18 protein-coding genes and 1 riboswitch are annotated in these 22,326 nt (G+C 63.0%); of the genes, 13 read left to right on the top strand and 5 right to left on the bottom strand.

What is annotated here, in order from left to right:
- Window positions 1-19 precede the first annotated feature (19 nt).
- From ACTRWK_RS03815 to recR, 3 genes are all read left to right on the top strand, one after another.
- On the top strand, window positions 20-1,768 hold the full coding sequence (locus tag ACTRWK_RS03815; protein WP_462843795.1) for a DNA polymerase III subunit gamma/tau: 1,749 nt from the start codon (window positions 20-22) through the stop codon (window positions 1,766-1,768).
- Between the two features lie 110 nt (window positions 1,769-1,878).
- Window positions 1,879-2,223 (top strand): YbaB/EbfC family nucleoid-associated protein, encoded by a 345-nt coding sequence (locus tag ACTRWK_RS03820; protein ID WP_005850050.1) that lies wholly within the window; start codon window positions 1,879-1,881, stop codon window positions 2,221-2,223.
- A gap of 72 nt (window positions 2,224-2,295) precedes the next feature.
- Window positions 2,296-2,889 carry a recombination mediator RecR gene (gene recR, locus ACTRWK_RS03825; RefSeq protein ID WP_005850052.1) on the top strand — a complete coding sequence of 198 codons (594 nt, stop codon included), beginning with the start codon at window positions 2,296-2,298 and terminating at the stop codon, window positions 2,887-2,889.
- Between the two features lie 12 nt (window positions 2,890-2,901).
- Here recR and ACTRWK_RS03830 read toward each other — a convergent pair whose 3' ends face one another.
- Genes ACTRWK_RS03830 through ACTRWK_RS03840 form a run of 3 tightly spaced genes read right to left on the bottom strand, consistent with a single transcriptional unit; the run spans window position 2,902 to window position 5,122 of the window.
- Window positions 2,902-3,849, bottom strand: coding sequence for a 3-hydroxyacyl-CoA dehydrogenase NAD-binding domain-containing protein (locus tag ACTRWK_RS03830; RefSeq protein WP_462843796.1), 948 nt, complete (start codon window positions 3,847-3,849; stop codon window positions 2,902-2,904).
- The gene (locus tag ACTRWK_RS03835) at window positions 3,842-4,420 is read right to left on the bottom strand and encodes a histidine phosphatase family protein (RefSeq protein WP_184581393.1); all 579 of its coding nucleotides are present in this window, start codon (window positions 4,418-4,420) and stop codon (window positions 3,842-3,844) included. Before ACTRWK_RS03835 ends, ACTRWK_RS03830 begins: the two co-directional genes overlap by 8 nt.
- Before the next feature lie 30 nt (window positions 4,421-4,450).
- The gene (locus ACTRWK_RS03840; RefSeq protein WP_037941187.1) at window positions 4,451-5,122 is read right to left on the bottom strand and encodes a TetR/AcrR family transcriptional regulator; all 672 of its coding nucleotides are present in this window, start codon (window positions 5,120-5,122) and stop codon (window positions 4,451-4,453) included.
- Between the two features lie 519 nt (window positions 5,123-5,641).
- On the opposite strand from ACTRWK_RS03840, the gene ACTRWK_RS03845 reads away from it, so the two are divergent.
- The 5 genes from ACTRWK_RS03845 to ACTRWK_RS03865 all read left to right on the top strand — a co-directional run bounded on the left by ACTRWK_RS03845 (window position 5,642) and on the right by ACTRWK_RS03865 (window position 13,221).
- The gene (locus tag ACTRWK_RS03845) at window positions 5,642-7,855 is read left to right on the top strand and encodes an NADP-dependent isocitrate dehydrogenase (RefSeq protein WP_289081623.1); all 2,214 of its coding nucleotides are present in this window, start codon (window positions 5,642-5,644) and stop codon (window positions 7,853-7,855) included.
- 216 nt (window positions 7,856-8,071) lie between these two features.
- Complete coding sequence (locus ACTRWK_RS03850) at window positions 8,072-9,556, top strand: phosphomannomutase/phosphoglucomutase (protein WP_289081622.1); 1,485 nt, start codon at window positions 8,072-8,074, stop codon at window positions 9,554-9,556.
- 91 nt (window positions 9,557-9,647) lie between these two features.
- A complete protein-coding gene (gene gmd, locus ACTRWK_RS03855; RefSeq protein WP_289081621.1) occupies window positions 9,648-10,772 on the top strand; it encodes a GDP-mannose 4,6-dehydratase in 1,125 nt (374 codons plus the stop codon).
- Window positions 10,773-10,776: 4 nt separating this feature from the next.
- The gene (fcl, locus tag ACTRWK_RS03860) at window positions 10,777-11,745 is read left to right on the top strand and encodes a GDP-L-fucose synthase (protein ID WP_289081620.1); all 969 of its coding nucleotides are present in this window, start codon (window positions 10,777-10,779) and stop codon (window positions 11,743-11,745) included.
- Between the two features lie 54 nt (window positions 11,746-11,799).
- The gene (locus ACTRWK_RS03865; protein ID WP_289081619.1) at window positions 11,800-13,221 is read left to right on the top strand and encodes a mannose-1-phosphate guanylyltransferase/mannose-6-phosphate isomerase; all 1,422 of its coding nucleotides are present in this window, start codon (window positions 11,800-11,802) and stop codon (window positions 13,219-13,221) included.
- A gap of 75 nt (window positions 13,222-13,296) precedes the next feature.
- Here ACTRWK_RS03865 and ACTRWK_RS03870 read toward each other — a convergent pair whose 3' ends face one another.
- Both ACTRWK_RS03870 and ACTRWK_RS03875 read right to left on the bottom strand, forming a co-directional pair.
- Window positions 13,297-13,842, bottom strand: coding sequence for a biotin transporter BioY (locus ACTRWK_RS03870; protein WP_289081618.1), 546 nt, complete (start codon window positions 13,840-13,842; stop codon window positions 13,297-13,299).
- Window positions 13,843-13,937: 95 nt separating this feature from the next.
- Complete coding sequence (locus tag ACTRWK_RS03875; protein ID WP_289081617.1) at window positions 13,938-15,398, bottom strand: cobyric acid synthase; 1,461 nt, start codon at window positions 15,396-15,398, stop codon at window positions 13,938-13,940.
- A gap of 167 nt (window positions 15,399-15,565) precedes the next feature.
- A riboswitch (cobalamin riboswitch) is annotated at window positions 15,566-15,783 on the top strand.
- A gap of 94 nt (window positions 15,784-15,877) precedes the next feature.
- On the opposite strand from ACTRWK_RS03875, the gene ACTRWK_RS03880 reads away from it, so the two are divergent.
- Genes ACTRWK_RS03880 through ACTRWK_RS03900 form a run of 5 tightly spaced genes read left to right on the top strand, consistent with a single transcriptional unit; the run spans window position 15,878 to window position 22,325 of the window.
- A complete protein-coding gene (locus tag ACTRWK_RS03880; RefSeq protein ID WP_289081616.1) occupies window positions 15,878-16,258 on the top strand; it encodes a DUF1636 domain-containing protein in 381 nt (126 codons plus the stop codon).
- The gene (cobW, locus tag ACTRWK_RS03885; protein ID WP_009825395.1) at window positions 16,255-17,289 is read left to right on the top strand and encodes a cobalamin biosynthesis protein CobW; all 1,035 of its coding nucleotides are present in this window, start codon (window positions 16,255-16,257) and stop codon (window positions 17,287-17,289) included. The genes ACTRWK_RS03880 and cobW overlap by 4 nt, the downstream gene beginning before the upstream one ends.
- A 6-nt stretch (window positions 17,290-17,295) precedes the next feature.
- Window positions 17,296-20,556, top strand: coding sequence for a cobaltochelatase subunit CobN (gene cobN, locus ACTRWK_RS03890; protein WP_462843797.1), 3,261 nt, complete (start codon window positions 17,296-17,298; stop codon window positions 20,554-20,556).
- Complete coding sequence (gene cobG / locus ACTRWK_RS03895) at window positions 20,553-21,695, top strand: precorrin-3B synthase (protein WP_462843798.1); 1,143 nt, start codon at window positions 20,553-20,555, stop codon at window positions 21,693-21,695. Before cobN ends, cobG begins: the two co-directional genes overlap by 4 nt.
- On the top strand, window positions 21,696-22,325 hold the full coding sequence (locus tag ACTRWK_RS03900; RefSeq protein WP_005850082.1) for a precorrin-8X methylmutase: 630 nt from the start codon (window positions 21,696-21,698) through the stop codon (window positions 22,323-22,325). It abuts the gene before it with no gap.
- Window position 22,326 lies beyond the last annotated feature (1 nt).

Raw genomic sequence — 22,326 nt, forward strand, 5'->3', positions numbered from 1 at the left:
CGAATCTTGCAGGATCGTCATGACAGCACCCTCTGCCTATCGCGTATTGGCCCGCAAATACCGGCCTGAAACCTTTGCCGATCTGGTCGGGCAGGACGCGATGGTGCGCACGCTGAAAAACGCGTTCGAGGCGGATCGTATCGCGCAGGCGTTTATCATGACCGGCATCCGCGGGACCGGTAAAACGACGACAGCACGGATCATCGCCAAGGGGATGAACTGCATCGGGCCGGACGGCACTGGCGGGCCGACGACGGAACCCTGCGGGGTTTGCGAACATTGCGTCGCCATCATGGAAGGCCGCCACGTCGACGTGATGGAGATGGACGCCGCATCGAACACCGGCGTCGGCAATATCCGCGAGATCATCGACAGCGTGCATTACCGCGCGGCCTCAGCCCGGTACAAAGTCTATATCATCGATGAGGTGCACATGCTGTCGACCGGCGCGTTCAACGCGCTGCTGAAGACGCTTGAGGAACCGCCAGAGCACGTCAAATTCATCTTCGCCACGACCGAGATCCGCAAGGTGCCCGTGACCGTGCTGTCGCGTTGCCAACGCTTTGATTTGCGCCGGATCGAGCCCGAGGTGATGATCGCGCTGATGCGCAAGATCGCCACCGCCGAAGGGGCCGAGATTGCGGAGGATGCGCTGGCGCTGATCACCCGTGCCGCCGAAGGCTCGGCGCGCGATGCCACGTCCTTGCTGGATCAGGCAATCAGCCACGGGGCGGGCGAAACGACGGCGGTGCAGGTGCGGGCGATGCTGGGGCTGGCGGATCGCGGGCGGGTGCTGGACCTGTTCGATATGATCCTGCGCGGCGATGCGGCCGGCGCGCTGGACGAGCTGGGCAACCAGTATTCCGACGGGGCCGACCCGATGGCCGTGCTGCGCGATCTGGCCGAGATCACCCATTGGGTATCGGTGGTCAAGATCACCCCCGATGCCGCCGAAGATCCCACCGTCTCGCCCGAGGAACGCAGCCGTGGCGTCACCATGGCGGAAACCCTGCCGATGCGCGTGCTGACCCGTCTGTGGCAGATGTTGCTGAAAGCGCTGGACGAGGTGGCAAGCGCGCCCAATGCGATGATGGCCGCCGAGATGGCCGTGATCCGCCTGACCCATGTCGCCGATCTGCCCAGCCCTGAAGAGCTTGCCCGCAAGCTGGCCAATACCACGCCCCCGCCCGCCCCGCCGCAGGGTCCGGGGGGCGGTGCCGCCGTGCCCGCCGGAGGTGGATCGACCAGCGCTATGGGCAGCCAGCAGATGTCGGGCGGGCTTGCGGGCGGCGCGACGATGGCGGCACTTGCGCCGGCGGTGGCGCAGGCTTTGGCGCACTACCCGACGTTTGAACATGTGGTCGAGCTCATCCGCAGCAACCGCGACGTGAAACTGTTGGTGGAGGTCGAGACCTCGGTCCGGCTGGCGGCCTATCAACCGGGGCGGATCGAATTCACCCCCACCGACAGCGCCCCCCGCGATCTGGCGCAGCGCCTTGGCACGCGGCTGCAACTGTGGACCGGCAACCGCTGGGCTGTGACCATCGTGGGCGACAGCAGCGCGAAAACCATCGCCGAAGTCCGCGACGCCAAGGAAAACGCCCTGAAATCGCAGGCGGAAAACCACCCGCTGATGCAGGCCGTCATGGCGAGCTTTCCGGGGGCCAAGATCCTGTCGATCCGCACGCCCGAGGAAATCGCCGCCGCCGCCGTGTCCGAAGCGCTGCCCGAGGTCGAGGATGAATGGGACCCTTTCGAGGACGACTGACCCCGCCTGCCCCTGCTCTGCCCGCGACCTGTCCACGCCGGGGCACCCCTTGTCGGGGGGCGGCAAAGACCGCATATACATAAGCAAATAAAGCTACAGGAGACGACCACATGCTTAAAGGTTTGGGTGCCATGGGTGACATGGCCAAGATGATGAAGACGGCGCAGCAGATGCAGGGCAAGATGGCGCAGCTGCAAGAAGACATGCACAATATCATCGTCGAAGGGGAATCCGGTGCCGGTCTGGTCAAGGCGACCTGCACTGCCAAGGGCGAGCTGAAGTCGCTGGATATCGATCCGTCGATCTTCAACGGCGACGAGAAAGAAGTCGTCGAGGACCTGATCCTCGCCGCGATCAAGGACGCGCAGACCAAAGCCACCGACCGCGCCCAGTCCGAGATGAGCAAGCTGACCGAAGGCATGGGTCTGCCTGCGGATATGAAGCTGCCGTTCTGATCCTTCCAAATGGGGTTAAATCCTCGCCGAAGGCATTAAACTCATTCACATCAACGCCATGGGGGTCCACAGATGAGCAGCACACGCGACATTGATGCGCTCATCGACCTGATGGCGCGGCTGCCCGGATTGGGGCCACGCTCGGCCCGCCGGGCGGTGCTGCATCTGATCCGCAAGCGCGCGCTGTTGCTGACCCCTTTGGCCGATATGATGCAGACCGTGGCGGCGACGGCGCGCGAATGTATCAACTGCGGCAATGTGGGCACCGCCGATATCTGCGACATCTGCACGTCGGAGAAACGCGCCAATGGCGAGATCTGCGTGGTCGAGGATGTTGCGGACCTATGGGCGATGGAGCGGTCGGGCGTGTTCAAGGGGCGCTATCATGTGCTGGGCGGCACGCTGTCGGCGCTGGATGCCATCGGCCCGCAGGAATTGCGCATCCCCCGACTGATGGACCGTGTGCGCGACGAGGCCGTGTCGGAGGTTATTCTGGCGCTGAACGCCACAATCGACGGGCAGACCACGGCGCATTACATCGCGGACCAGCTTGAGGGACAGGTGCGGTTGACCTCTCTGGCCCAGGGTGTGCCGATCGGCGGGGAACTTGATTACCTTGACGATGGGACGATCACCGCAGCGATGCGCGCGCGCAAATCCATCTAGGGCCCCGTGACCTCAGGCTTTCCGATCCGCCAGCCGTTTGCGCATCTGTGCAAGTTCAATCAGGGCGGCGTCGCGTTCGGCCTCTAGCTGGGCGATGCTGCGGCCTGCGGCCTCAATGTTGACCCCGTCGACCAGACGCGCGCATGTCTCGGCGTCGAGCCTTGGCGCGCCGAGATTATCCCAACGTTTCTGCTGGCTTGGCCCGAGATGTGCCAGATAGCCCGCCATGCCCCCGGCGCCCCCGCCAAGGTGATAGGCCATATGCGCCCCCAGCACCGACCAGCGCAGCCCCGGGCCGTTGACCAGCGCCTGATCCACCGCGTCGACATCGGCGATGCCTTCGGCGACGATATGCACCGCCTCGCGCCAGAGCGCCGAGGACAGCCGGTTGGCGATATGCCCAACCGCATCTTTTTTCAGCCGCACGGGCGCAGAGCCGAGGCTGCGGTAGAACCCTTCGGCCCAGTCGAGCACCTGAGGATCGGGGCCGTAGACTTCGACCAGCGGCACCAGATGGGGCGGATTGAAGGGATGTGCGGTGATCAGCCGGTCGGGGTGCTGCATCCCCGGCACAAGATCCGACCACGGGTGCGCCGAGGTGCTGGAGGCAATGATCACATCCGGCGCGACGATGCCTTCGATCTGTGCGTAAAGCTGGTGTTTGAGCGGCACGTTCTCGGGCGCGTTTTCCTGGATCAGGATAACGCCTTGCAGGGCGTCTTGCAAACTCTCGTGGGTTGAAAGCGCGCCTTGGGGGGCTGCCCCTGCCGAGATTTCTTGCAGTTGCGCCAAGGGCCCCGCCACGCGGGCGGCGAACCCGTCGCGGGCGCCTGTGTCAGGGTCCCACGCGCGGACGCTGTGGCCTGCGTGCTGGAACAGCGCGGCCCAGCTTGCGCCGATCAACCCGCAGCCGATGACGGCCACGGTACAGGGGGGCATCATCGAGGTCGTGTCAGTCAACCGACAGCACCGTTTCCTGCCCGTTTTCAAGCACATAGACGCAGCCCTGCCGGTTTGACAACTGGCCCAGCTCGGCGCGGCTCAACCCGCAGAGCGCACCGCGCAAAAGCTGGCCGCTGAGCCCGTGAGCGACCACGACGGTGGGTTCGGTCAGCGTGTCGACAAAGGCATTCACCCGCGCCTGAAACACGTCAAAGCCTTCGCCACCGGGAGCAGCGCAATAGAATTCCATATGGGGGCTTTGCGCCGTGATGCCTTCGGGCAGGTTCTTGAAGATATCGGCGCGCAGGTGGCCTTCCCAATCGCCGGCGAAAATCTCTTTCAGGCGATCGTCGGTCTGGTAGTCCCGCCCGCCAAGGGCGATATCCGCGGTCTGGCGCGTGCGTTTGAGCGGCGACACGATGCAGGGCGGGTTATGCGCAAGGATCGGGGCCATCAGCTTGGCCTGCTGCTGCGCATGGACCTTGCCCCGTTCGGAAAGCACGGATTCGGTCTGGCCCTGCACCCTCCCTTCTGCGTTCCATTCGGTTTCACCGTGCCGCAGGAACCAGACTTTGGGATAGGATTTCATGACGTGGGGCCTTTTATCGCGTTGAGTTGCCTAGCACTTTGGCTCAAGCGCGCGCAGAACGCCACCCACACAAAAATCAAGCAAGAGCGGGCGATACACCATAGGGCTTTCGCGCCGATCACTTTGCGACAAGCCCGCAATGCGGATGCCGCTTGCGACGATGGACACCATCGAGGACACGGTCAGCGACAGCACCGCGGCAAGCTGTTCACGGTCGGAATCGGGACGCAGACGCGCCATTTCATCAAGGTAGATAGAGGCGACGCGATCATAAAGCGGCCCTGCCTCGCGGTAATAGCGTTCGTCAGACATGATCCGCGCCACCAGCTGCGCATAGGCCCGCCATTGCGGATCCCCGCGCGAGGCGATTTCGAGATACGGGGTGACATAGGCATCGATCAGCGTCTCCAGCGTAAGCCGCTCTGTCGATTTGAGCGCATCGAGCCGTGCCATGCGCATGGCATTAAGCGTTTCGACCCGCCGTTTCAGCACGGTCACGAAAAGCTCTTGCTTTGTACCCCCGTGAAAGCCGACCACCCCCAGCGTGACTTCGGCCTCGCGCGCGATCCGGCGGATGCTGACCGCATCAAAGCCAAGCTCGGCGAAGCACCGCTCTGCCGCGTCGAGCACGCGTTCGCGGGTGATCTCGCCGCGTGCAACGCGACCATCCTTGCTTGTGCCGTCTTCCTTGCGGTCCGTCATGACACCCCGGTCCCTCTGATCAGGCCATCAAGGTGCATGACCTGCGCGTTGCGCGGTCCGGCAGTGGTCACACATGCCCCGCAGTTGATATTATTGCGGCGCTTCAGCATTTTTTACAAACTTTATCAAAAATCAAAGTAAACCAGTTCGTTGCCTCGGGATTTGGGTGCGCTTAGCGACATCGGCTTTGGTTTGCGACCAAGAATTGCACCGAATCACCTGTTACCAGAGGGCACATCCCCCTGATGGTTGAACAAATGGGCAGCGCGACACGGTATAGGCTAACTGCCCGCACTTACCGCGTGTGTGAGCGTTAACGGCATCAACCCCGCTCGCCCCACGGAGAGGTGAGTGATTCGTTTTGCAATGCTGCGGGGGGCGCTATGTGGTGGCTTGGGCATCGCCCTGCGCGTTTCGCCGCCGCTGGTCGCAGTTTCGCGGCCTTCGCGACGCGGGGGAGGTGGATATTTCAAACTAAGTGTACTATCGCATACCAAACTTCAGGAAAGGCTGGATACCATGGCTGAGACACAGACACCCGACATCATTTACACGCAGGTCGATGAGGCCCCCGAACTGGCAAGCTATTCGCTGCTGCCGATCATCCGCAGCTTTGCCGATGCGGCAGGGGTTTCTGTGGGCACCCGTGATATCTCTTTGTCGGGGCGTATTCTGGCGGCCTTCCCCGACGCGCTGACCGAGGCGCAAAAACAGTCCGACGATCTGGCGATTCTGGGCGATCTGGTGAAAACGCCCGACGCCAATGTGATCAAACTGCCGAATATCTCTGCCTCGGTGCCGCAGCTGGTGGCCGCGATCAAGGAATTGCAGGGTCAGGGCTATGCGCTGCCCGACTATCCCGAAGCGCCAAGCACCGACGCGGAAAAGAAAGCCCGTGCGGCCTATGACGCGATCAAGGGCTCTGCGGTGAACCCCGTTCTGCGCGAAGGCAACTCGGACCGTCGCGCGGCCAATGCGGTCAAGAAATACGCGATGGCGAACCCCCATTCGATGGGCACATGGTCCAAGGACAGCAAAACCAAAGTATCGTCCATGTCGGGCGGTGATTTCTTCTCTAACGAGAAATCCCTGACGCTGACCGACGCGCAGGCCGGTGCGGCCAAGATCGTGCATGTTGCCGCCGACGGGACCGAGACCGTGTTGAAGGATGGCGTTTCTTTCCCTGCGGGCACTGTGGTTGACACCACCTTCATGTCTGCCAAGGCGCTGGACACATTCCTGGCCGAGCAGATCGAAGAGACCAAGAAAGACGGCACGCTGTTCTCGTTGCACATGAAAGCGACGATGATGAAAGTGTCGGACCCGATCATCTTTGGCCACGCTGTGCGGGAATATCTGAAGCCCGTCTTCGACAAATACGGTGACGAACTGAAAGCGGCGGGTGTGAACCCGAACGCAGGCATCGGCGACATGATGGAGCGGATCAAGGACAACGCCGAGATCACCCAAGCCGTCAAAGACGCGATGGATGCACGCCCGCCGATGTATATGGTGAATTCGGACAAAGGGATCACCAACCTGCACGTGCCATCCGACGTGATTATCGACGCGTCCATGCCCGCGCTGATCCGCGCTGGCGGCAAGGGCTGGGGCCCCGACAACAAGGAACACGACACCAACTGCGTGATCCCCGACAACTCATATGCTCCGGTCTATGAAGAAAGCATTAATTACTTCAAGGAAACCGGCGCGCTGGACCCGACGACCTCGGGCACAGTGCAGAACATCGGTTTGATGGCGCAGAAGGCCGAGGAATACGGGTCGCACCCCACCACGTTCGAGATCCCCGCGGACGGCACCGTGAAAATGATCGCCGCCAATGGCGACGTGATTTCCGAGCACAGCGTCGAAGCGAACGACATCTGGCGCGCGGCCTCGGCCCGCAAGGCCCCGATCGAGGACTGGGTGCAGCTGGCCATCGACCGTCAGAAAGCTGAAGGCTGCGAGGCGATCTTCTGGCTGGACGAGAACCGCGCCCATGACGCAGAGCTGATCGCCTATGTGAAGCCGATCCTTGAAGCCAAGGGCGTGGCCGACAAGTTCCAGATCATGTCCCCCGCCAAGGCCACGCGCCAGACGCTTGAGACAATCCGCAAAGGCGAGAATTCGATCGCGATCACCGGCAACGTGCTGCGCGACTATCTGACCGACCTGTTCCCCATTCTGGAACTGGGCACCTCGGCCAAGATGCTGTCGATCGTCAAGCTGATGCAGGGCGGTGGCTTGTTTGAAACGGGCGCGGGCGGGTCTGCCCCCAAGCACGTGCAGCAGCTTGTTGAAGAAAACCACCTGCGGTGGGACAGCCTGGGCGAGTTCTGTGCGCTTGGGGAGAGCCTCAAGTTCCTCGCGGACCAGAAAGACAATGCCAAGGCCGCCGTCCTGGGCAAAGCCGTAGATGCCGCGACCCAAGGCATTCTGGACAACAACAAATCGCCATCGCGTAAAGTGGGCGAGCCGGACAACCGCGCCAGCCACTATTACTTTGCCCTTTACTGGGCGCAGGCGCTGGCCAGCCAGAGCGACGACGCCGCATTGGCCGAACATTTTGCCCCCATCGCCGAAAAACTGGCGGCGAATGAGGACAAGATCATGGCCGAGCTGGCAGAGGTTCAGGGCAAGCCTGTCGATCTGGGCGGGTACTTCCATTCGGACCCCGCCAAAACCGAAGCGGTGATGCGCCCCTCGGCCACGTTGAACGCCATCATTGGCTAAGGCACTGCAGCATCGCGACCTACCCGCCCCGTCCTTTTGCAAAAGGGCGGGGCGTTTTCTTTGGGAACCATTCGCAGGCACTGCCGGTTGTTTGACCGGCACCTTGCCGCCCCGTCGGCAACAAACCGTCCCGCGCCCTTGCTGTCAGTTGATCCCTGCACGCATTCCTTCTATCGAAGAGGGCAGTATTTTAACGCTGATAGATCAGGATATTTCATGACCAAGCCGTTGCCCAAAGTCACGCCGAACACATGGGAATTTCTGCGCGACCCCATGATCGCCCCCACCGGTTTTCGCGAATATGACGCGCGCTGGCAGTACCCCGAGGCGATTAACCTGCCGGGCATCACCGCGCTTGGCCTTGGTCTGGGCACGCAGATGCAACAGCGCGGGATCGAGCCCGTTATCGCTGTCGGCAATGATTACCGCGACTATTCCCTATCGATTAAAAATGCGCTGATTTTGGGCCTGATGCAGGCGGGTATTCACGTTAAGGATATCGGCCCCTGTCTGTCGCCCATGGCCTATTTCGCGCAATTCCATCTGGATGCGCCCGCGGTGGCGATGGTCACCGCGTCGCATAACCCCAATGGCTGGACCGGCGTGAAGATGGGCTTTGAACGCCCGCTGACCCACGGCCCCGACGAGATGGCCGAACTGCGCGATATCGTTCTGGAAGGGCGTGGCGAACAGCGCGACGGCGGCAAGTATGAATTCGTCGACGGTGTGCGCGAAGCCTATCTGGATGATCTGGTGGGTGACTTCAAAATGACCCGTAAGCTCAAGGTCGTCTGCGCCACGGGGAACGGCACCGCGGCCGCCTTTGCACCCGAACTGTTCCGCCGTCTGGGGGTCGAGGTGGTCGATAGCCACAACACGCTGGATTACACGTTCCCGCATTACAACCCGAACCCCGAAGCGATGGAAATGCTGCATGATATGTCCGACAGCGTAAAAGCCTCGGGCGCGGATTTCGCGCTTGGGTTTGACGGCGACGGCGACCGCTGCGGCGTGGTGGATGACGAGGGCGAAGAGATTTTCGCCGACAAGATGGGCGTCATCATGGCGCGCGATCTGTCTGCGATTTACCCCAACAGCACCTTTGTCGCCGATGTGAAATCGACCGGGCTTTATGCCTCTGACCCTGTTTTGCAGGCCAATGGGGTTACGGCGGACTATTGGAAAACCGGCCACAGCCACATGAAACGGCGGGTCAAACAGTTGGGTGCGCTGGCGGGGTTCGAGAAGTCGGGCCACTACTTCCTGGCTGAACCCATCGGGCGTGGCTATGACTGCGGCATGCGCGTTGCGGTCGAAGTCTGCAAACTGATGGACCGCAACCCCGACATGAAGATGTCGGACCTGCGCCGCGCCCTGCCCCACACATATTCCACCCCCACCATGTCGCCCTATGCGTCGGACGAGGACAAATACGATATCCTCGACCGGATCGTCACCAAGTTGAAAGACGTGACCGAGTTGGGCGGCCGCCCCGTGAAAGAGGTCGTGGCCGTAAATGGCGCGCGGGTGATCCTGGACAACGGCAGCTGGGGGCTGGTGCGCGCCTCTTCGAACACGCCGAACCTTGTGGTGGTCTGCGAAAGCTCTGAATCCGAGGAAGAATTGCGCGCGATCTTTGCCGATCTGGACGCCGTGATCCGGACAGAGCCGGAGGTTGGCGAATACGACCAAACCTTCTGATTGCATCAAGACTCGCCAGAATCCTCTAAGTTGAGTAAATGTTGATGTGTCTGCCCCCTCGGGCAGGCACATTTTTCGTTTAGGGGCCCTGATGGTAAAACGCGCGCTGATCACCGGTATCACCGGTCAAGACGGGTCCTATCTGGCGGAGTTGTTGCTGGACAAAGGATACGAGGTGCACGGGATCAAGCGGCGGTCGTCATCTCTTAATACGCAGCGGATTGATCATATTTATCAAGACCCTCACGAGGATGATCCCGATCTGATCCTGCATTATGGCGATCTCACCGACAGTTCGAACCTGACGCGGATCATGCGCGAGGTGCAACCGGACGAGGTCTATAACCTTGGCGCGCAAAGCCATGTCGCGGTCAGTTTCGAGACGCCCGAATATACGACAGAGGTGAACGCCAATGGTGCCCTGCGGTTGTTAGAGGCGATCCGGTTTCTGGGGTTGGAAAAAAAGACCCGCTTTTACCAAGCATCAACTTCTGAGCTGTATGGCTTGGTGCAAGAGACACCACAGACGGAGGAAACACCCTTTCACCCGCGCAGCCCCTATGCGGTTGCCAAGATGTACGCCTATTGGATCACGGTTAATTATCGCGAGGCCTATAGGATCTATGCCTGCAACGGCATCCTTTTTAACCATGAGAGCGCCCGCCGTGGCGAAACCTTTGTCACGCGCAAGATCACGCGCGGCTTGGCCAATATCGCACAGGGGTTGGAGGGGTGTCTTTATATGGGCAATATCGACGCGCTGCGCGATTGGGGGCACGCCAAGGATTACGTGCGCATGCAGTGGATGATGCTACAGCAGGACGTGGCGGAGGATTTCGTGATCGCCACCGGCGTGCAGTATTCCGTGCGCCAGTTCATCACGTGGTCGGCGGCTGAGCTTGGGATCACCTTGCGGTTTGAAGGGACGGGCGTGGAGGAATGTGCGATTGTCGACAGTGTTGCTGGGGAGGATGCCCCCGCGGTCAGCCCCGGCGATGTGGTGATGCGCATTGATCCGCAGTATTTCCGCCCCGCCGAGGTGGAGACGCTGCTGGGGTCGCCCGCCAAGGCGAAGAAGAAACTCGGGTGGGAACCGCAGATCACCGCGCAAGAGATGTGTGCAGAGATGGTGGCGAATGACCTTAAGGTCGCGCGGCGGCATGCGCTGTTGAAAGAACACGGGCTGGATCTGCCGATCCCGCTCGAGAACGGGTAGGCCCATGCGGAAATTCTATATCGCTGGGCATCGTGGCATGGTCGGCGGGGCGATCTTGCGGCAGTTGCAGGCGCGAAAAGGTGCTGGGGAGGCGTTGGAACTGGTGACGCGGACCCACGGGGAACTGGACCTGACCGATCAGGTGGCGGTGCGTGATTTTATGCGCGCTGAGGAACCTGACGTAGTGATCCTCGCCGCGGCCAAGGTTGGCGGGATCATGGCGAACAACACATATCCCGCCGAGTTTATTTACGAAAACCTGATGATCGAATGCAACGTGATCCATCAGGCGTTTGCGGCGGGGGTTCAACAGCTGCTGCAACTGGGCAGCTCTTGCATCTATCCGCGCGACGCGGCGCAGCCGATGGCCGAAGAGGCCCTGCTGACCGGGCCGCTTGAGCCCACGAACGAGCCCTACGCCATCGCCAAGATCGCGGGCATTAAACTTTGCGAAAGTTATAATCGGCAATATGGCGTGGATTATCGCAGTGTGATGCCAACGAATCTCTATGGACCGGGGGATAATTTTCATCCGCAGAACAGCCATGTTTTGCCCGCCCTGATCCGTCGTTTCCACGAGGCCACGCGCGACGGGGCGGCGGAGGTTGTGATTTGGGGCAGCGGCAAACCGATGCGGGAATTCCTGCATGTGGACGATTTGGCGGAAGCGTCGCTGTTTGTGCTCGACCTGCCGCGTGATGTTTACGCTGCGCAGACGCACCCGATGCAAAGCCATATCAACGTGGGCACGGGCCGCGACATCAGCATCGCGGCGCTGGCGCAGATGGTGGCGGAGGTGACGGGGTTCAAAGGGCGGCTGGTGTTCGATACGTCGAAGCCCGACGGGACGATGCGCAAGCTGATGGATGTCTCGTGTCTGGCGGATATGGGCTGGCGCGCTCGGAACGATCTGAAAGACGGGCTGCCAGAGACATATGATTGGTTTTTGCGACAGGATCACCTGCGCAGCTAAATCTCTCGCATTTGATTAATCTCTCGTTAGAATTTTTCAGATTAACTGCCTCTCATGATGCACGCTATTCTCCTTTGCGGCGGGTCGGGCACACGTCTTTGGCCCCTGTCGCGCAAATGCTACCCCAAACAGTTTGCCAAGCTGATGGGGGATGAAAGCCTGTTCCAGATTTCGGCTAAGCGTCTGACCGGCCCCGGTTTCGCCCCTCCGATTGTGGTGACGGGCGACCCGTTCCGGTTCATCGTGACCGAACAACTGGCGCAGGTGGAACGGGCGGCGCAGGCGATCCTGATCGAACCCGAGGGACGCAATACCGCCCCTGCGATCCTTGCCGCGGCGCTGTATATTGCGCGCACTGACGCGCAAGCGCTGATGCTGGTCGCCCCGTCGGACCATGTGATTCCCGACTGCGATGCTTTTGCCCAGACGGTGCAGGCCGCGGTGCCGCGCGCGCAGGCCGGTGATCTGGTCACCTTTGGCATCACGCCTACGCGGGCCGAAACGGGCTATGGCTATCTTGAGCTGGCCGAGGGGGCGGATGCGAGCGCCAAAACCCCGCAACCCCTTGCGCGCTTTGCCGAAAAGCCGGATCGCGCACAGGCGCAGGGGATGTTGCAGGCGGGGAATTTCCTGTGGAACGCGGGGATCTTCATGTTCACGGCGCAGACGATAATTGCGGCCTATCAGACCCACGCGCCCGAGATGGTGCGCGCGGTGCGCGCATCGCTTGACGGGGCGACCTCTGATCTGGGGCTGACCCGTCTCGCGCCCGAGGCTTGGGGCCAAGCCGATGATATCTCTATCGATTATGCGATCATGGAAAAGGCGGATAACCTCGCGGTGATGCCGTTCGCCGCCGGATGGTCCGACCTGGGCGGCTGGGATGCGGTCTGGCTGGAAAGCGGGCCGGACGCGGCGGGAAATGTCTGTTCGGACAATGCCACCGCGATTGATTGTGCGGGCACGCTGCTGCGATCGGAAACCGACGGGTTGCAGCTGGTCGGCATCGGGCTGGACAACATCATCGCCGTCGCCATGGGTGATGCGGTGCTGGTGGCGGATAAATCGCAAGCGCAGCGGGTGAAGGAAGCGGTGGACGCGCTCAAAAAGCGTGATGCCAGCCAAGCGGTCCAACTGCCGCGCGATTACCGGCCGTGGGGGTGGTACGAAAGCCTTGTGATCGGCGGGCGGTTTCAGGTGAAGCGCATCGTGGTGAACCCCGGTGCAGCCTTGAGCCTGCAAAGCCATCACCACCGGTCGGAACATTGGATCGTGGTCGAAGGCACCGCGAAAGTGACCGTGGACGACACCGTGAAACTGATCAGCGAGAACCAGTCGATCTACATCCCGCTTGGCTCCGTGCACCGGATGGAGAACCCCGGCAAACTACCTATGGTGCTGATCGAGGTGCAGACCGGCAGCTATTTTGGCGAGGATGATATTATCCGCTACGAAGATATCTATGCGCGGGGGTAAGGCTTCGTCTGCCTTGGCAATGAAAAAAGCGCCCCCCTCTAGGGGCGCTTTCGCTGTTTCAGGCTTTGCGTCGGATCAGCTGCGCGACAGGACGCTGGCGGGGCGCGCTTTGGCCAGACCGCTGGTAATAAAGCCTGCAAGCACTGCTTTGATCAGGTCGCCGGGGATGAACACGGTCACCAGCGCGGCGGATTCCAGCAGCGATTTATCCAGCGCGATCGACAGGCCGATGATCCCGAAGATATAAAGCACGACGATCCCGCCGATGACCGAAGCAACCGCCGCAACGATGGTCAGCGAGGGCCCGTACCATTTTTCGACGATCAGGCCGGTGACAAAAGCCGCCACGGGGAAGCCGATCAGGAAGCCGGAGGACGGCAGCATGAAGGCACCCAGCCCCCCGTTGCCACCGGCCAGAAGCGGCAGCCCCAAAGCGACCAGCAGCAAGAAGAGCAGCACGGCCATCGCGCCGCGTTTGGCCCCCAGCACAGTCCCGCAAAGCATGATGCCCAAGCTTTGCGCCGTGATCGGCACGCCAAAGCCAAGCGAGAATTTCGGGATCAACGCAAGTGCTGCAATCAGGGCAGCGAACAGCGCAACGAGGGTCAGGTTACGTTCCATAACAAAGGGTCCTTTGCGTAAATTTGACGGCATGTATCCCCGCGATCACAAAATTAAGCAAGCGTCGTGATCGTGACCAAAGGTCAGCGCGGGTGTTATGCAACCGGTGCGGCACAGGCCAGCAGGGCGGACACGTCCAGATGGGTTTCCATATGGTCGGCCAGCGCGTCGAGCGTATCTTCCACGGTCTGACTGTAGGAGGTCGGCCCTGCCCCCAGCCCCAGTTGCGCCAACCAGGCACTGCGGAAACTATCGTTGGTAAAGAGCCCGTGCAGATAGGTGCCGGTGATCTTGCCATCGCGCGACCCTGCCCCGTCGGGGGTGCCGTTGATATGCGCGAAGGGTGTGGCGCAGTCGGCCCCTACCGTCTGCCCGATGTGGATTTCATAGCCGTCAATCTGTGTGCCCGTGGCGGCATGGTCGGCGGTGACGCGGGTCAGAGTCTTGTCCGGGGCCATGCGGGTTTCAACATCCAGCAGGCCCAGCCCCTCTTCGCGGCCCGCGGGGCCCTCGAAGCCCTGCGGATCCTCGATAAACCGTCCCAGCATCTGGTAGCCGCCGCAGATTCCCAGCACCGCGCCGCCGCGCCGCACATGAGCATAAAGGTCGATGTCCCAGCCTTGGGCGCGCAGGAAAGCCAGATCGCCGCGGGTGGATTTCGTGCCTGGCAGGATCACCAGATCGGCGTCCGCGGGCAGCGGCGTGCCGGGGGGGACCATGGTCAGCCGCACCGAGGGCTCCGCCGCCAGCGGGTCGAGGTCGTCGAAGTTGGAGATGCGCGAGAGCATGGGGCAGACGATGTGGAACCCCCCGTCGGAGGGGGCGCGAGACAGGTCCACCGCGTCTTCGGCCGGCAGCAGATGCGCGTTGGCAAACCACGGCAATGTGCCGAACCCCGTCCAGCCGGTGCGGCGTTCAATCTCGCGGTAGCCGTCGTCAAAAAGGCTGACATCGCCGCGGAACTTGTTGACCAGAAAGCCGGTGATCATCGCCGCGTCCTTTGGGTCCATCACCACTTGGGTGCCCACGATCTGGGCGATGACGCCGCCACGGTTGATGTCTCCGGCCAAGACAACGGGTACACCTGCGGCGCGGGCAAAGCCCATATTGGCAAGGTCGTTCTGGCGTAGGTTTACCTCTGCCGGGCTGCCGGCGCCTTCGACGATGATCAGATCGACGCTTTGCCCGAGGATTCCGAAGCTTTCGAGCACGGGGGCCATCAGCCCTGCGCGGGCCTTGCTGAAGTCACGCGCTTGCAGGGTGCTATGGCGCTGCCCCTGCACGATCACCTGCGATCCGCTGTCGGTTTCGGGCTTCAGCAGGATGGGGTTCATATGCACCGAGAGGGGCCGCCCGCAGGCCATCGCTTGCAGGGCCTGGGCGCGGCCGATCTCTCCGCCGTCCTCGGTGACGGCGGCGTTGTTCGACATGTTCTGCGGCTTGAACGGCGCGACGGAAAGCCCCCGACGCGTGGCCGCGCGGCACAGGCCCGCCACCAGCATGGATTTCCCCACATTCGATCCGGTGCCCTGGATCATGATGGCGCGGGTGGGCATGGCGGGACCTCGTGTTTTTTGTGCAGCCCTTGGTGTCAGCCTGCGGTGATCCCGTCAAGCATCCGCGGGTGCCCCCTGCGCATTGGTCGCCCGCGGGAAAATCGGCGCAAAGCGGGTTTGGCCTCTGCGTTATGACAGGCGCAGCTTGACAGGGGCGGGCAAATGACCAATGCAGGGCGTATGTTGGTTCCTGTCCCAGACAGGCGAAGAGGGAACGCGATACGCATTGATCCAGCCTTGGGTCAGCGCCAAGCGCAGCCGCCCCCGCGACCGTGACCGGAGAGAGCTTTCAACCACTGGCCCGCAGGCTGGGAAGGTGAAGGTTCGCAAGGCAAGCTGCCTTAGATCCGCAAGCCGGGAGACCTGCCAGCATAGTTTGTAACGGGCGAACGGGGTGTTTCGCGACTGGCCTAGAACGCTGTTCGCATGTCGTTCGCTGCTGGCGATCCCCCTTGGCCCATCGACGTATGAGGCAAGATATGACCACCACGGATCAACCGGTCACCGTCACCATCTGCACCACCTGTCGCGCAGGTCAGATCACCGCCGAGGACGCGCCGCGCCCCGGCCAACAGCTGTTTGACGCGCTGTCGGGGCATCTGCCCGACGGTGTGCAGCTGCGCGGAGCCGAATGTCTGTCGGCCTGTTCGCGGGGCTGTTCGATGGTCCTGTCGGGTGGCCCGTCGCGCTGGACTTATGTGTACGGCGATCTCGACACGGACGCGCATTTGCCAGATATCGTGAAGGGCGTCTCTGCCTATGCCCAGACCTCTGATGGCGTGGTGCCCTGGCGCGACCGCCCCGTGGTCTTCCGCAAACAATCCATCGCCCGCATTCCCCCACAGGAGCCTACCGAATGACCAACCTTACCAAAATCCCCGTTACCGTGATCACCGGCTTTCTGGGCGCTGGCAAAACCACCTTTATCCGTCACCTGATGGAGAACGCGGGCTCCAAGCGTCTGGCCGTGCTGGTCAATGAATTCGGCACCGCCGGTGTGGATGGCGACATCCTGAAATCCTGCGCGATTGACAACTGCCCCGCCGAGAACATCGTCGAGCTGGCAAACGGTTGTATCTGCTGCACCGTGGCCGATGACTTTATCCCCACTATCGAAGCCCTGATGGCCCTGCCTGAAACGCCTGATCATATCCTGATCGAGACGTCGGGGCTGGCGCTGCCAAAGCCCTTGCTCAAGGCGTTTGACTGGCCAGCGATCCGGTCGCGCATCACCGTGGACGGCGTGATTACGCTTGCCGATGCCGAAGCCGTGGTTAGCGGGCAGTTCGCCCCCGATCTGGAGGCCGTGGCCGCGCAGCGCGATGCCGATGACAGTCTGGACCACGAAACGCCTTTGTCCGAGGTGTTTGAAGACCAGATCGCCTGCGCCGACATCGTGCTGCTGTCCAAGGCCGATCTGGCAGGCCCCGACGGCGTCGAGGCCGCGCGCAAGGTGATCGAGGCGCATGCCCCACGCAAGCTGCCGATCATTCCGATGACCGAAGGCGTGATCGACCCCCGCGTTGTGCTGGGTCTGGAAGCCGCCGCCGAAGATGACATCGACGCGCGCCCCAGCCACCACGACGGGCATGACGATCACGAACATGACGACTTTGAAAGCGTGGTGATCGACATGGGCGAGGTCGCCGATGTCGCCACGCTTGAGGCTGCCGTGTTGCGCTTGGCGCGCGAACAGAAAATCCTGCGCGTCAAAGGCTATATCGCCGTTCAGGACAAACCGATGCGTCTGCTTGTGCAGGCCGTGGGCGAACGCGTGCGCAGCCAGTTCGACCGCCCTTGGGGGGACATGCCGCGCCGCAGCCAGCTGGTTGTGATCGCAGAGCATGACCACGTGAACGAAGCCGCGATCCGCGCGGTGCTGGAGGGCTAAGCCGCCATGCATGTCGTCTTTCGCGAAAGCCACGGACTGGACCAAAGCGATCTGCCCCAAGACCTGGGGCAGACGCCGGCGGATCTGGTGGTGCTGTCCTTTTCGGACAGTGATCTGGGGGCTTTCGCGGCGGGCTGGCATCGTGCGGAAGGGGGCTTGCCGTCGTTGCGGCTGGCCAATCTGGTCGCGCTGAAACATCCGTTGTCAGTCGATACCTATGCTGAACAGACCCTTGCAGGGGCCAAGGCGGTATTGGTGCGGCTGATCGGGGGCGAAAGCTATTGGCCTTACGGGCTGGCGACCTTGCAGGATATGGCGCGCAAGCAGCAGATCGCGCTGGCGGTGCTGCCTGCGGACGGCCAACCCGACCCACGGCTCGACGCGCTGTCGACGCTGCCGCATTCGACGTTAAGACGCTTGCAACATCTGTGCGATACGGGCGGCGCGGTGGCTGCGCAGGCGGCACTGGCGCAGCTGTCGCTGGCCGCAGGGCTTTACGCGGGGCCGGCCAAAGGGGCCAAGACCGTGCCCGAGGCGGGGTTCTACCGCCCCCACACTGGCGTGATCCCTGCGCCGGACCCCTCCGACAAGCCGCGCGCGATTGTGACCTTCTACCGGTCCTATTTGACGGCTGCCGATACCGATCCTGTGTATGCGCTGATCACCGCGCTCGACGCGCGCGGCTTTGACGCCGTGGGGCTCTTCGCGCCCAGCCTCAAGGGGGACACCGCGCCGTGGATCGCGCAGCAGATCGCCCGGCTTGATCCGGCGGTGATCGTGAACGCCACCGCTTTCTCCGCCCAGCGCGGGCCGGATGAACCCTCCGTTCTGGGCGCATCGGATTGCCCCGTGGTGCAGGTCGCCCTATCGACCGCGCGTCGGCGCGATTGGGCCGGATCAGAGCGCGGGCTGTCGCCTACCGATCTGGCGATGCATGTCGTGTTGCCCGAGGTGGATGGCCGTCTGTTCGGCGGTGTCGTCAGCTTTAAACAGCCCGGCAAACGGGACGAGGCGCTGCAATACAGCCGTTTCGCCCATCGCGCCGACGCGAACCGCGTGAATTTCATCGCCGATCGCGTACAGCGCTTGCACCAGCTACGGGTGCAGGACAACGCGGCAAAGTCTGTGGGTGTGGTGCTGTCCACCTACCCCGGCAAAGACTGGAACATGGCCCATGCGCTGGGGTTGGATGCGCTGGCTTCCCTGCGGGAGATGACGGCCCAGCTGGCGGCGCAGGGCTATGACGTGGAGGCGGGGGACTTTGCCGATACGCAAACGGTTGCCAGCCGTCTTGGCACCGAAACGCTCCGCTGGCCGCTGGCAGAGTATGAGGCCGCGCTTGCAAAGCTGCCACAGGCGTTGCGCGAGGATCTGACCGAAAGCTGGGGCGCGCCGCAGGATGATCCGCTGTTTCACGACGGGGCGTTCTGTTTTCCGGCGCTGCGCAGTGGCAAGCTGCTGGTCGCGTTGCAACCCGAACGCGGGGCGCTGGCCGAACGGGACGATGACTATCACGACCTGAGCCGCACGCCGCGCCCGGGCTATGTCGCGTTCTATCTGTGGCTGCAACAGCAGGCGGATGCGATGGTGCATGTCGGGGCCCATGGCACGCTGGAATGGCTGCCGGGCAAATCCGTCGCCCTGTCTGACGCCTGCTGGCCCGAGGCGCTGATCGGCCCGATGCCGGTGATCTACCCCTTTATCGTCAATGACCCCGGTGAGGCCGCGCAGGCCAAACGCCGTATCGGGGCCGTGACCGTGGGCCATATGCCGCCCCCTTTGGTGACATCGAAACTGCCCGATGCATTCGGACGGTTGGAACGGCTGCTGGATGAATACTCGACCGCGGACGGGCTGGACCCTGCGCGGCGCGACCGGCTGATCGCGGACATCCGAGCCGAGGCGCAGGGCCGCGGTGTTGAACAGGACCTCGGCCTTGATGCCAGCGCCAGCGCGGCAGAGGCGCTGACCCGCATCGACCGCTTCGTCTGCGACATCAAGGAAACGCAATATGGCGACGGGCTGCATGTCTTTGGCGCAGGCGACCATGGGACGGGCGAGATCGACGGGCTGATCGCGGCGCTTTCGGCGCGGTTTGTGCCCCCCGGCCCGTCGGGGTCCCCCTATCGCGGGCGCAGCGATGTGCGGCCCACGGGGCGCAACCTGTTTACCACCGATCCACGGGCCGTGCCCTCGCGTGCGGCCTATTCCCAAGGGGTGAAGCTGGCCGAGGAATTGTTGCGCAAGCATTTGCAGGATCACGGCGACTGGCCCAAGGGGCTGGTCATGGACATGTGGGGCTCTGCCACCATCCGCACGGCGGGCGAGGAGTTTGCCATGGCGCTGCATCTGGCGGGCCTGTCCCCCCGCTGGGATGACGGCAGCGACCGTGTGAGCGGGTTCGACATTCTGCCGCTTGCGCTGTTGAACCGTCCGCGCATTGATGTGACCCTGCGGGTGTCCGGCCTGTTCCGCGATATGTTCCCCGGTCTGGCGCAGCTGTTCGAGACAGCAATTGCCAAGCTGGCCGAGCGTCCCGAAACGGCTGCTGATAACCCCTATCTGGTGCAGACCCCCCGTGTCTTTGGCCCGCGCCCGGGATCCTATGGCTTGGGGATCGGCACCGCGATGGACGATTATTCCGACGAGGCGCGCACGGCGGCGGGCGAGGCATGGCTGGCTGCGTCGTCCTACGCGATCGACGCGCGCGGAGAGATCACCTATGCCCGCGACGCGCTTGAGACGCAGCTGACGCGGGCCGATAGTTTCGTGCACCTGCAAGACCTGCCCGAGACCGATCTGCTGATGGCAGAGGATTACGCCGCACATGAAGCCGGCTTTGCCGCCGCGATGCAGCGTTTGGGCAAGGGCGGGGCTGCCGCGCTGTACCATCTGGATGCCACCCGCCCCGACCAGCCTCGTGCCCGCACCCTGACCGAGGAGCTCGCCCGTGTGGTGCGCGCCCGTGCCGCCAACCCCGATTGGGCCACTGGCATGATGGCGCATGGTTTCCGCGGTGCCGCCGAGATTGCCGCGACGCTGGATCACCTTGCCGCCTTTGCGCATCTGGCGGGCGTCGTGCCGGACCATCTGTTCGACGCCATGTTCGATGCGACACTGGGGCGCGATGATCTGGTCGACTTTATGCAGGACGCCAACCCGCAAGCGCTTGCTGCGTTGCGCGCGCGGTTTGATGCGCTGCACCGTGCGGGGCTTTGGACGTCGCGCCGCAACTCTGTCCTTGCCGAATTGGGCACCCCCGCATGAGCGCGCCGCAGGTCTTTGGCTGGTGCCCCGGTGCGCTGCGGCCGATGATGTCCGGCGACGGGCTGGTGGTGCGGCTGCGTGTGCCGATGGGGCGGCTGAGCCCTGACCAGATCCGCCGCGTTGCCACGCTGGCGCGCACCCATGGCAACGGGATGATCGACCTGTCGGCCCGCGCGAACCTGCAACTGCGCGGGGTGACAACGGATAGCCATGCCGCACTGGTCGACGGGCTGCGCGAGATTGGCCTTGTCGATGCCGATCTGGCGGCAGAGGCGCGGCGCAATATCACCGTGACGCCGTTCTGGCAGGATGGGGACGACAGCCACCGCGTGGCGCAAGCCCTGGCCCATGCGCTTTCCGATGATGGCGCGCCCGACCTGCCCAGCAAGTTCGGCTTTGCGATCGATTGCGGGGCGCGGCCTGTGCTGACGCGCACCTCCGCCGATATCCGGATCGAACGTAGTGCTGCTGGCCTGATCTGCCGGGCGGACGGGACAGAGTTGGGGCAGCCAGTCACAGTGGATACAGCCGCAGATGCCGCACTGACGCTGGCCCGCTGGTTTCTGGACACCGGTGGCGTGACCGACGGACGGGGGCGCATGGCGGCGCATATCGCGACGCGGGGGGCTCCGGTGGGCGCTGATACCGTCCCCCTGCCCGCTGCGCCCGTCCCTGAGCCGGGTGTGACCCCGCAAGGCACGCTTCTCGGGTTTGCATTTGGCCAGACCACAGCAGAAAACTTTGCGCAGTTGGCGGAGCTTGGCGCGCTGCGACTGACCCCTTGGCGCATGGTGTTGATCGAAGGGGTCACCCCCTCGGCTCCGCTGCCCGATTTCATCACCGACGCCCGCGATCCGCGCCGCCGTGTGCAGGTCTGCACCGGTGCCCCCGGCTGCCGTCAGGCCCTGTCGGACACACGCGATCCCGCCCGCGCCATTGCCGCGCATCTGTCGCCAGACAGCGACGACACGATCCATATCTCGGGCTGTGCCAAAGGCTGCGCCCATCCCGCCCCTGCCCCCGTCACGCTGACCGCCAGCCATGACGGGCATTTCACCCTTATCCGCCACGGGCGCGCAGGCGATCCGCCGCAAAGCGCGCCGCTGACAGTGACCCAAATTCAAGACAGGAGGCTTTGAGTGCCCCACACCTACGAGACCAACGGTGCCGCGATCTATCTGGAAAGCTTTGCCACCATCCGCGCCGAGGCCGATCTGGCGCGGTTCACCCCCGATGAAGAACGTGTCGCCGTTCGGATGATCCACGCCGCCGGTCTGGTCGGGCTGGAAAAGCACGTACAGTTTTCTGAAAACATGGCGCAGATTGCACGGGCGGCGCTGGCGGACGGTGCGCCGATCTTATGTGATGCGCATATGGTGTCCGAAGGGATCACCCGCACGCGCCTGCCTGCTGACAACCAGATCATCTGCACCCTGCGCGACCCCAAGGTGCCAGAGCTGGCGCAGCAGATGGGCAACACACGCTCTGCCGCAGCGCTTGAACTGTGGCGGCCGCATCTGGCAGGGGCCTTGGTGGCCATCGGCAACGCGCCCACGGCGCTGTTCCACCTGCTTAATATGCTCGAAGATCCCGACTGCCCGCGCCCTGCGGCCATCATCGGCTGCCCCGTCGGCTTTGTCGGCGCGGCGGAATCGAAAGAGGCGTTGATGCAGGATTTGCCCGTGCCGTCGATGATCGTGCAGGGGCGTTTGGGCGGTTCGGCGATTACAGTGGCGGCGGTGAACGCGCTGGCCACGTGGAAGGAATAAC

Source organism: Sulfitobacter sp. G5_S2_6_S6 (genome assembly GCF_054968505.1).

What these genes read in the sequence shown, in the direction of transcription:
- recR (WP_005850052.1), top strand. Translation starts at nt 2,296, where the DNA reads ATGAGCAGCACACGCGACATTGATGCGCTCATCGACCTGATGGCGCGG.
- cobG (WP_462843798.1), top strand. Translation starts at nt 20,553, where the DNA reads ATGAGCGCGCCGCAGGTCTTTGGCTGGTGCCCCGGTGCGCTGCGGCCG.
- ACTRWK_RS03845 (WP_289081623.1), top strand. Translation starts at nt 5,642, where the DNA reads ATGGCTGAGACACAGACACCCGACATCATTTACACGCAGGTCGATGAG.
- ACTRWK_RS03865 (WP_289081619.1), top strand. Translation starts at nt 11,800, where the DNA reads ATGATGCACGCTATTCTCCTTTGCGGCGGGTCGGGCACACGTCTTTGG.
- cobW (WP_009825395.1), top strand. Translation starts at nt 16,255, where the DNA reads ATGACCAACCTTACCAAAATCCCCGTTACCGTGATCACCGGCTTTCTG.
- ACTRWK_RS03815 (WP_462843795.1), top strand. Translation starts at nt 20, where the DNA reads ATGACAGCACCCTCTGCCTATCGCGTATTGGCCCGCAAATACCGGCCT.
- ACTRWK_RS03820 (WP_005850050.1), top strand. Translation starts at nt 1,879, where the DNA reads ATGCTTAAAGGTTTGGGTGCCATGGGTGACATGGCCAAGATGATGAAG.
- fcl (WP_289081620.1), top strand. Translation starts at nt 10,777, where the DNA reads ATGCGGAAATTCTATATCGCTGGGCATCGTGGCATGGTCGGCGGGGCG.
- ACTRWK_RS03870 (WP_289081618.1), bottom strand. Translation starts at nt 13,842, where the DNA reads ATGGAACGTAACCTGACCCTCGTTGCGCTGTTCGCTGCCCTGATTGCA.
- ACTRWK_RS03875 (WP_289081617.1), bottom strand. Translation starts at nt 15,398, where the DNA reads ATGCCCACCCGCGCCATCATGATCCAGGGCACCGGATCGAATGTGGGG.
- ACTRWK_RS03840 (WP_037941187.1), bottom strand. Translation starts at nt 5,122, where the DNA reads ATGACGGACCGCAAGGAAGACGGCACAAGCAAGGATGGTCGCGTTGCA.
- cobN (WP_462843797.1), top strand. Translation starts at nt 17,296, where the DNA reads ATGCATGTCGTCTTTCGCGAAAGCCACGGACTGGACCAAAGCGATCTG.
- ACTRWK_RS03880 (WP_289081616.1), top strand. Translation starts at nt 15,878, where the DNA reads ATGACCACCACGGATCAACCGGTCACCGTCACCATCTGCACCACCTGT.
- gmd (WP_289081621.1), top strand. Translation starts at nt 9,648, where the DNA reads ATGGTAAAACGCGCGCTGATCACCGGTATCACCGGTCAAGACGGGTCC.
- ACTRWK_RS03850 (WP_289081622.1), top strand. Translation starts at nt 8,072, where the DNA reads ATGACCAAGCCGTTGCCCAAAGTCACGCCGAACACATGGGAATTTCTG.
- ACTRWK_RS03835 (WP_184581393.1), bottom strand. Translation starts at nt 4,420, where the DNA reads ATGAAATCCTATCCCAAAGTCTGGTTCCTGCGGCACGGTGAAACCGAA.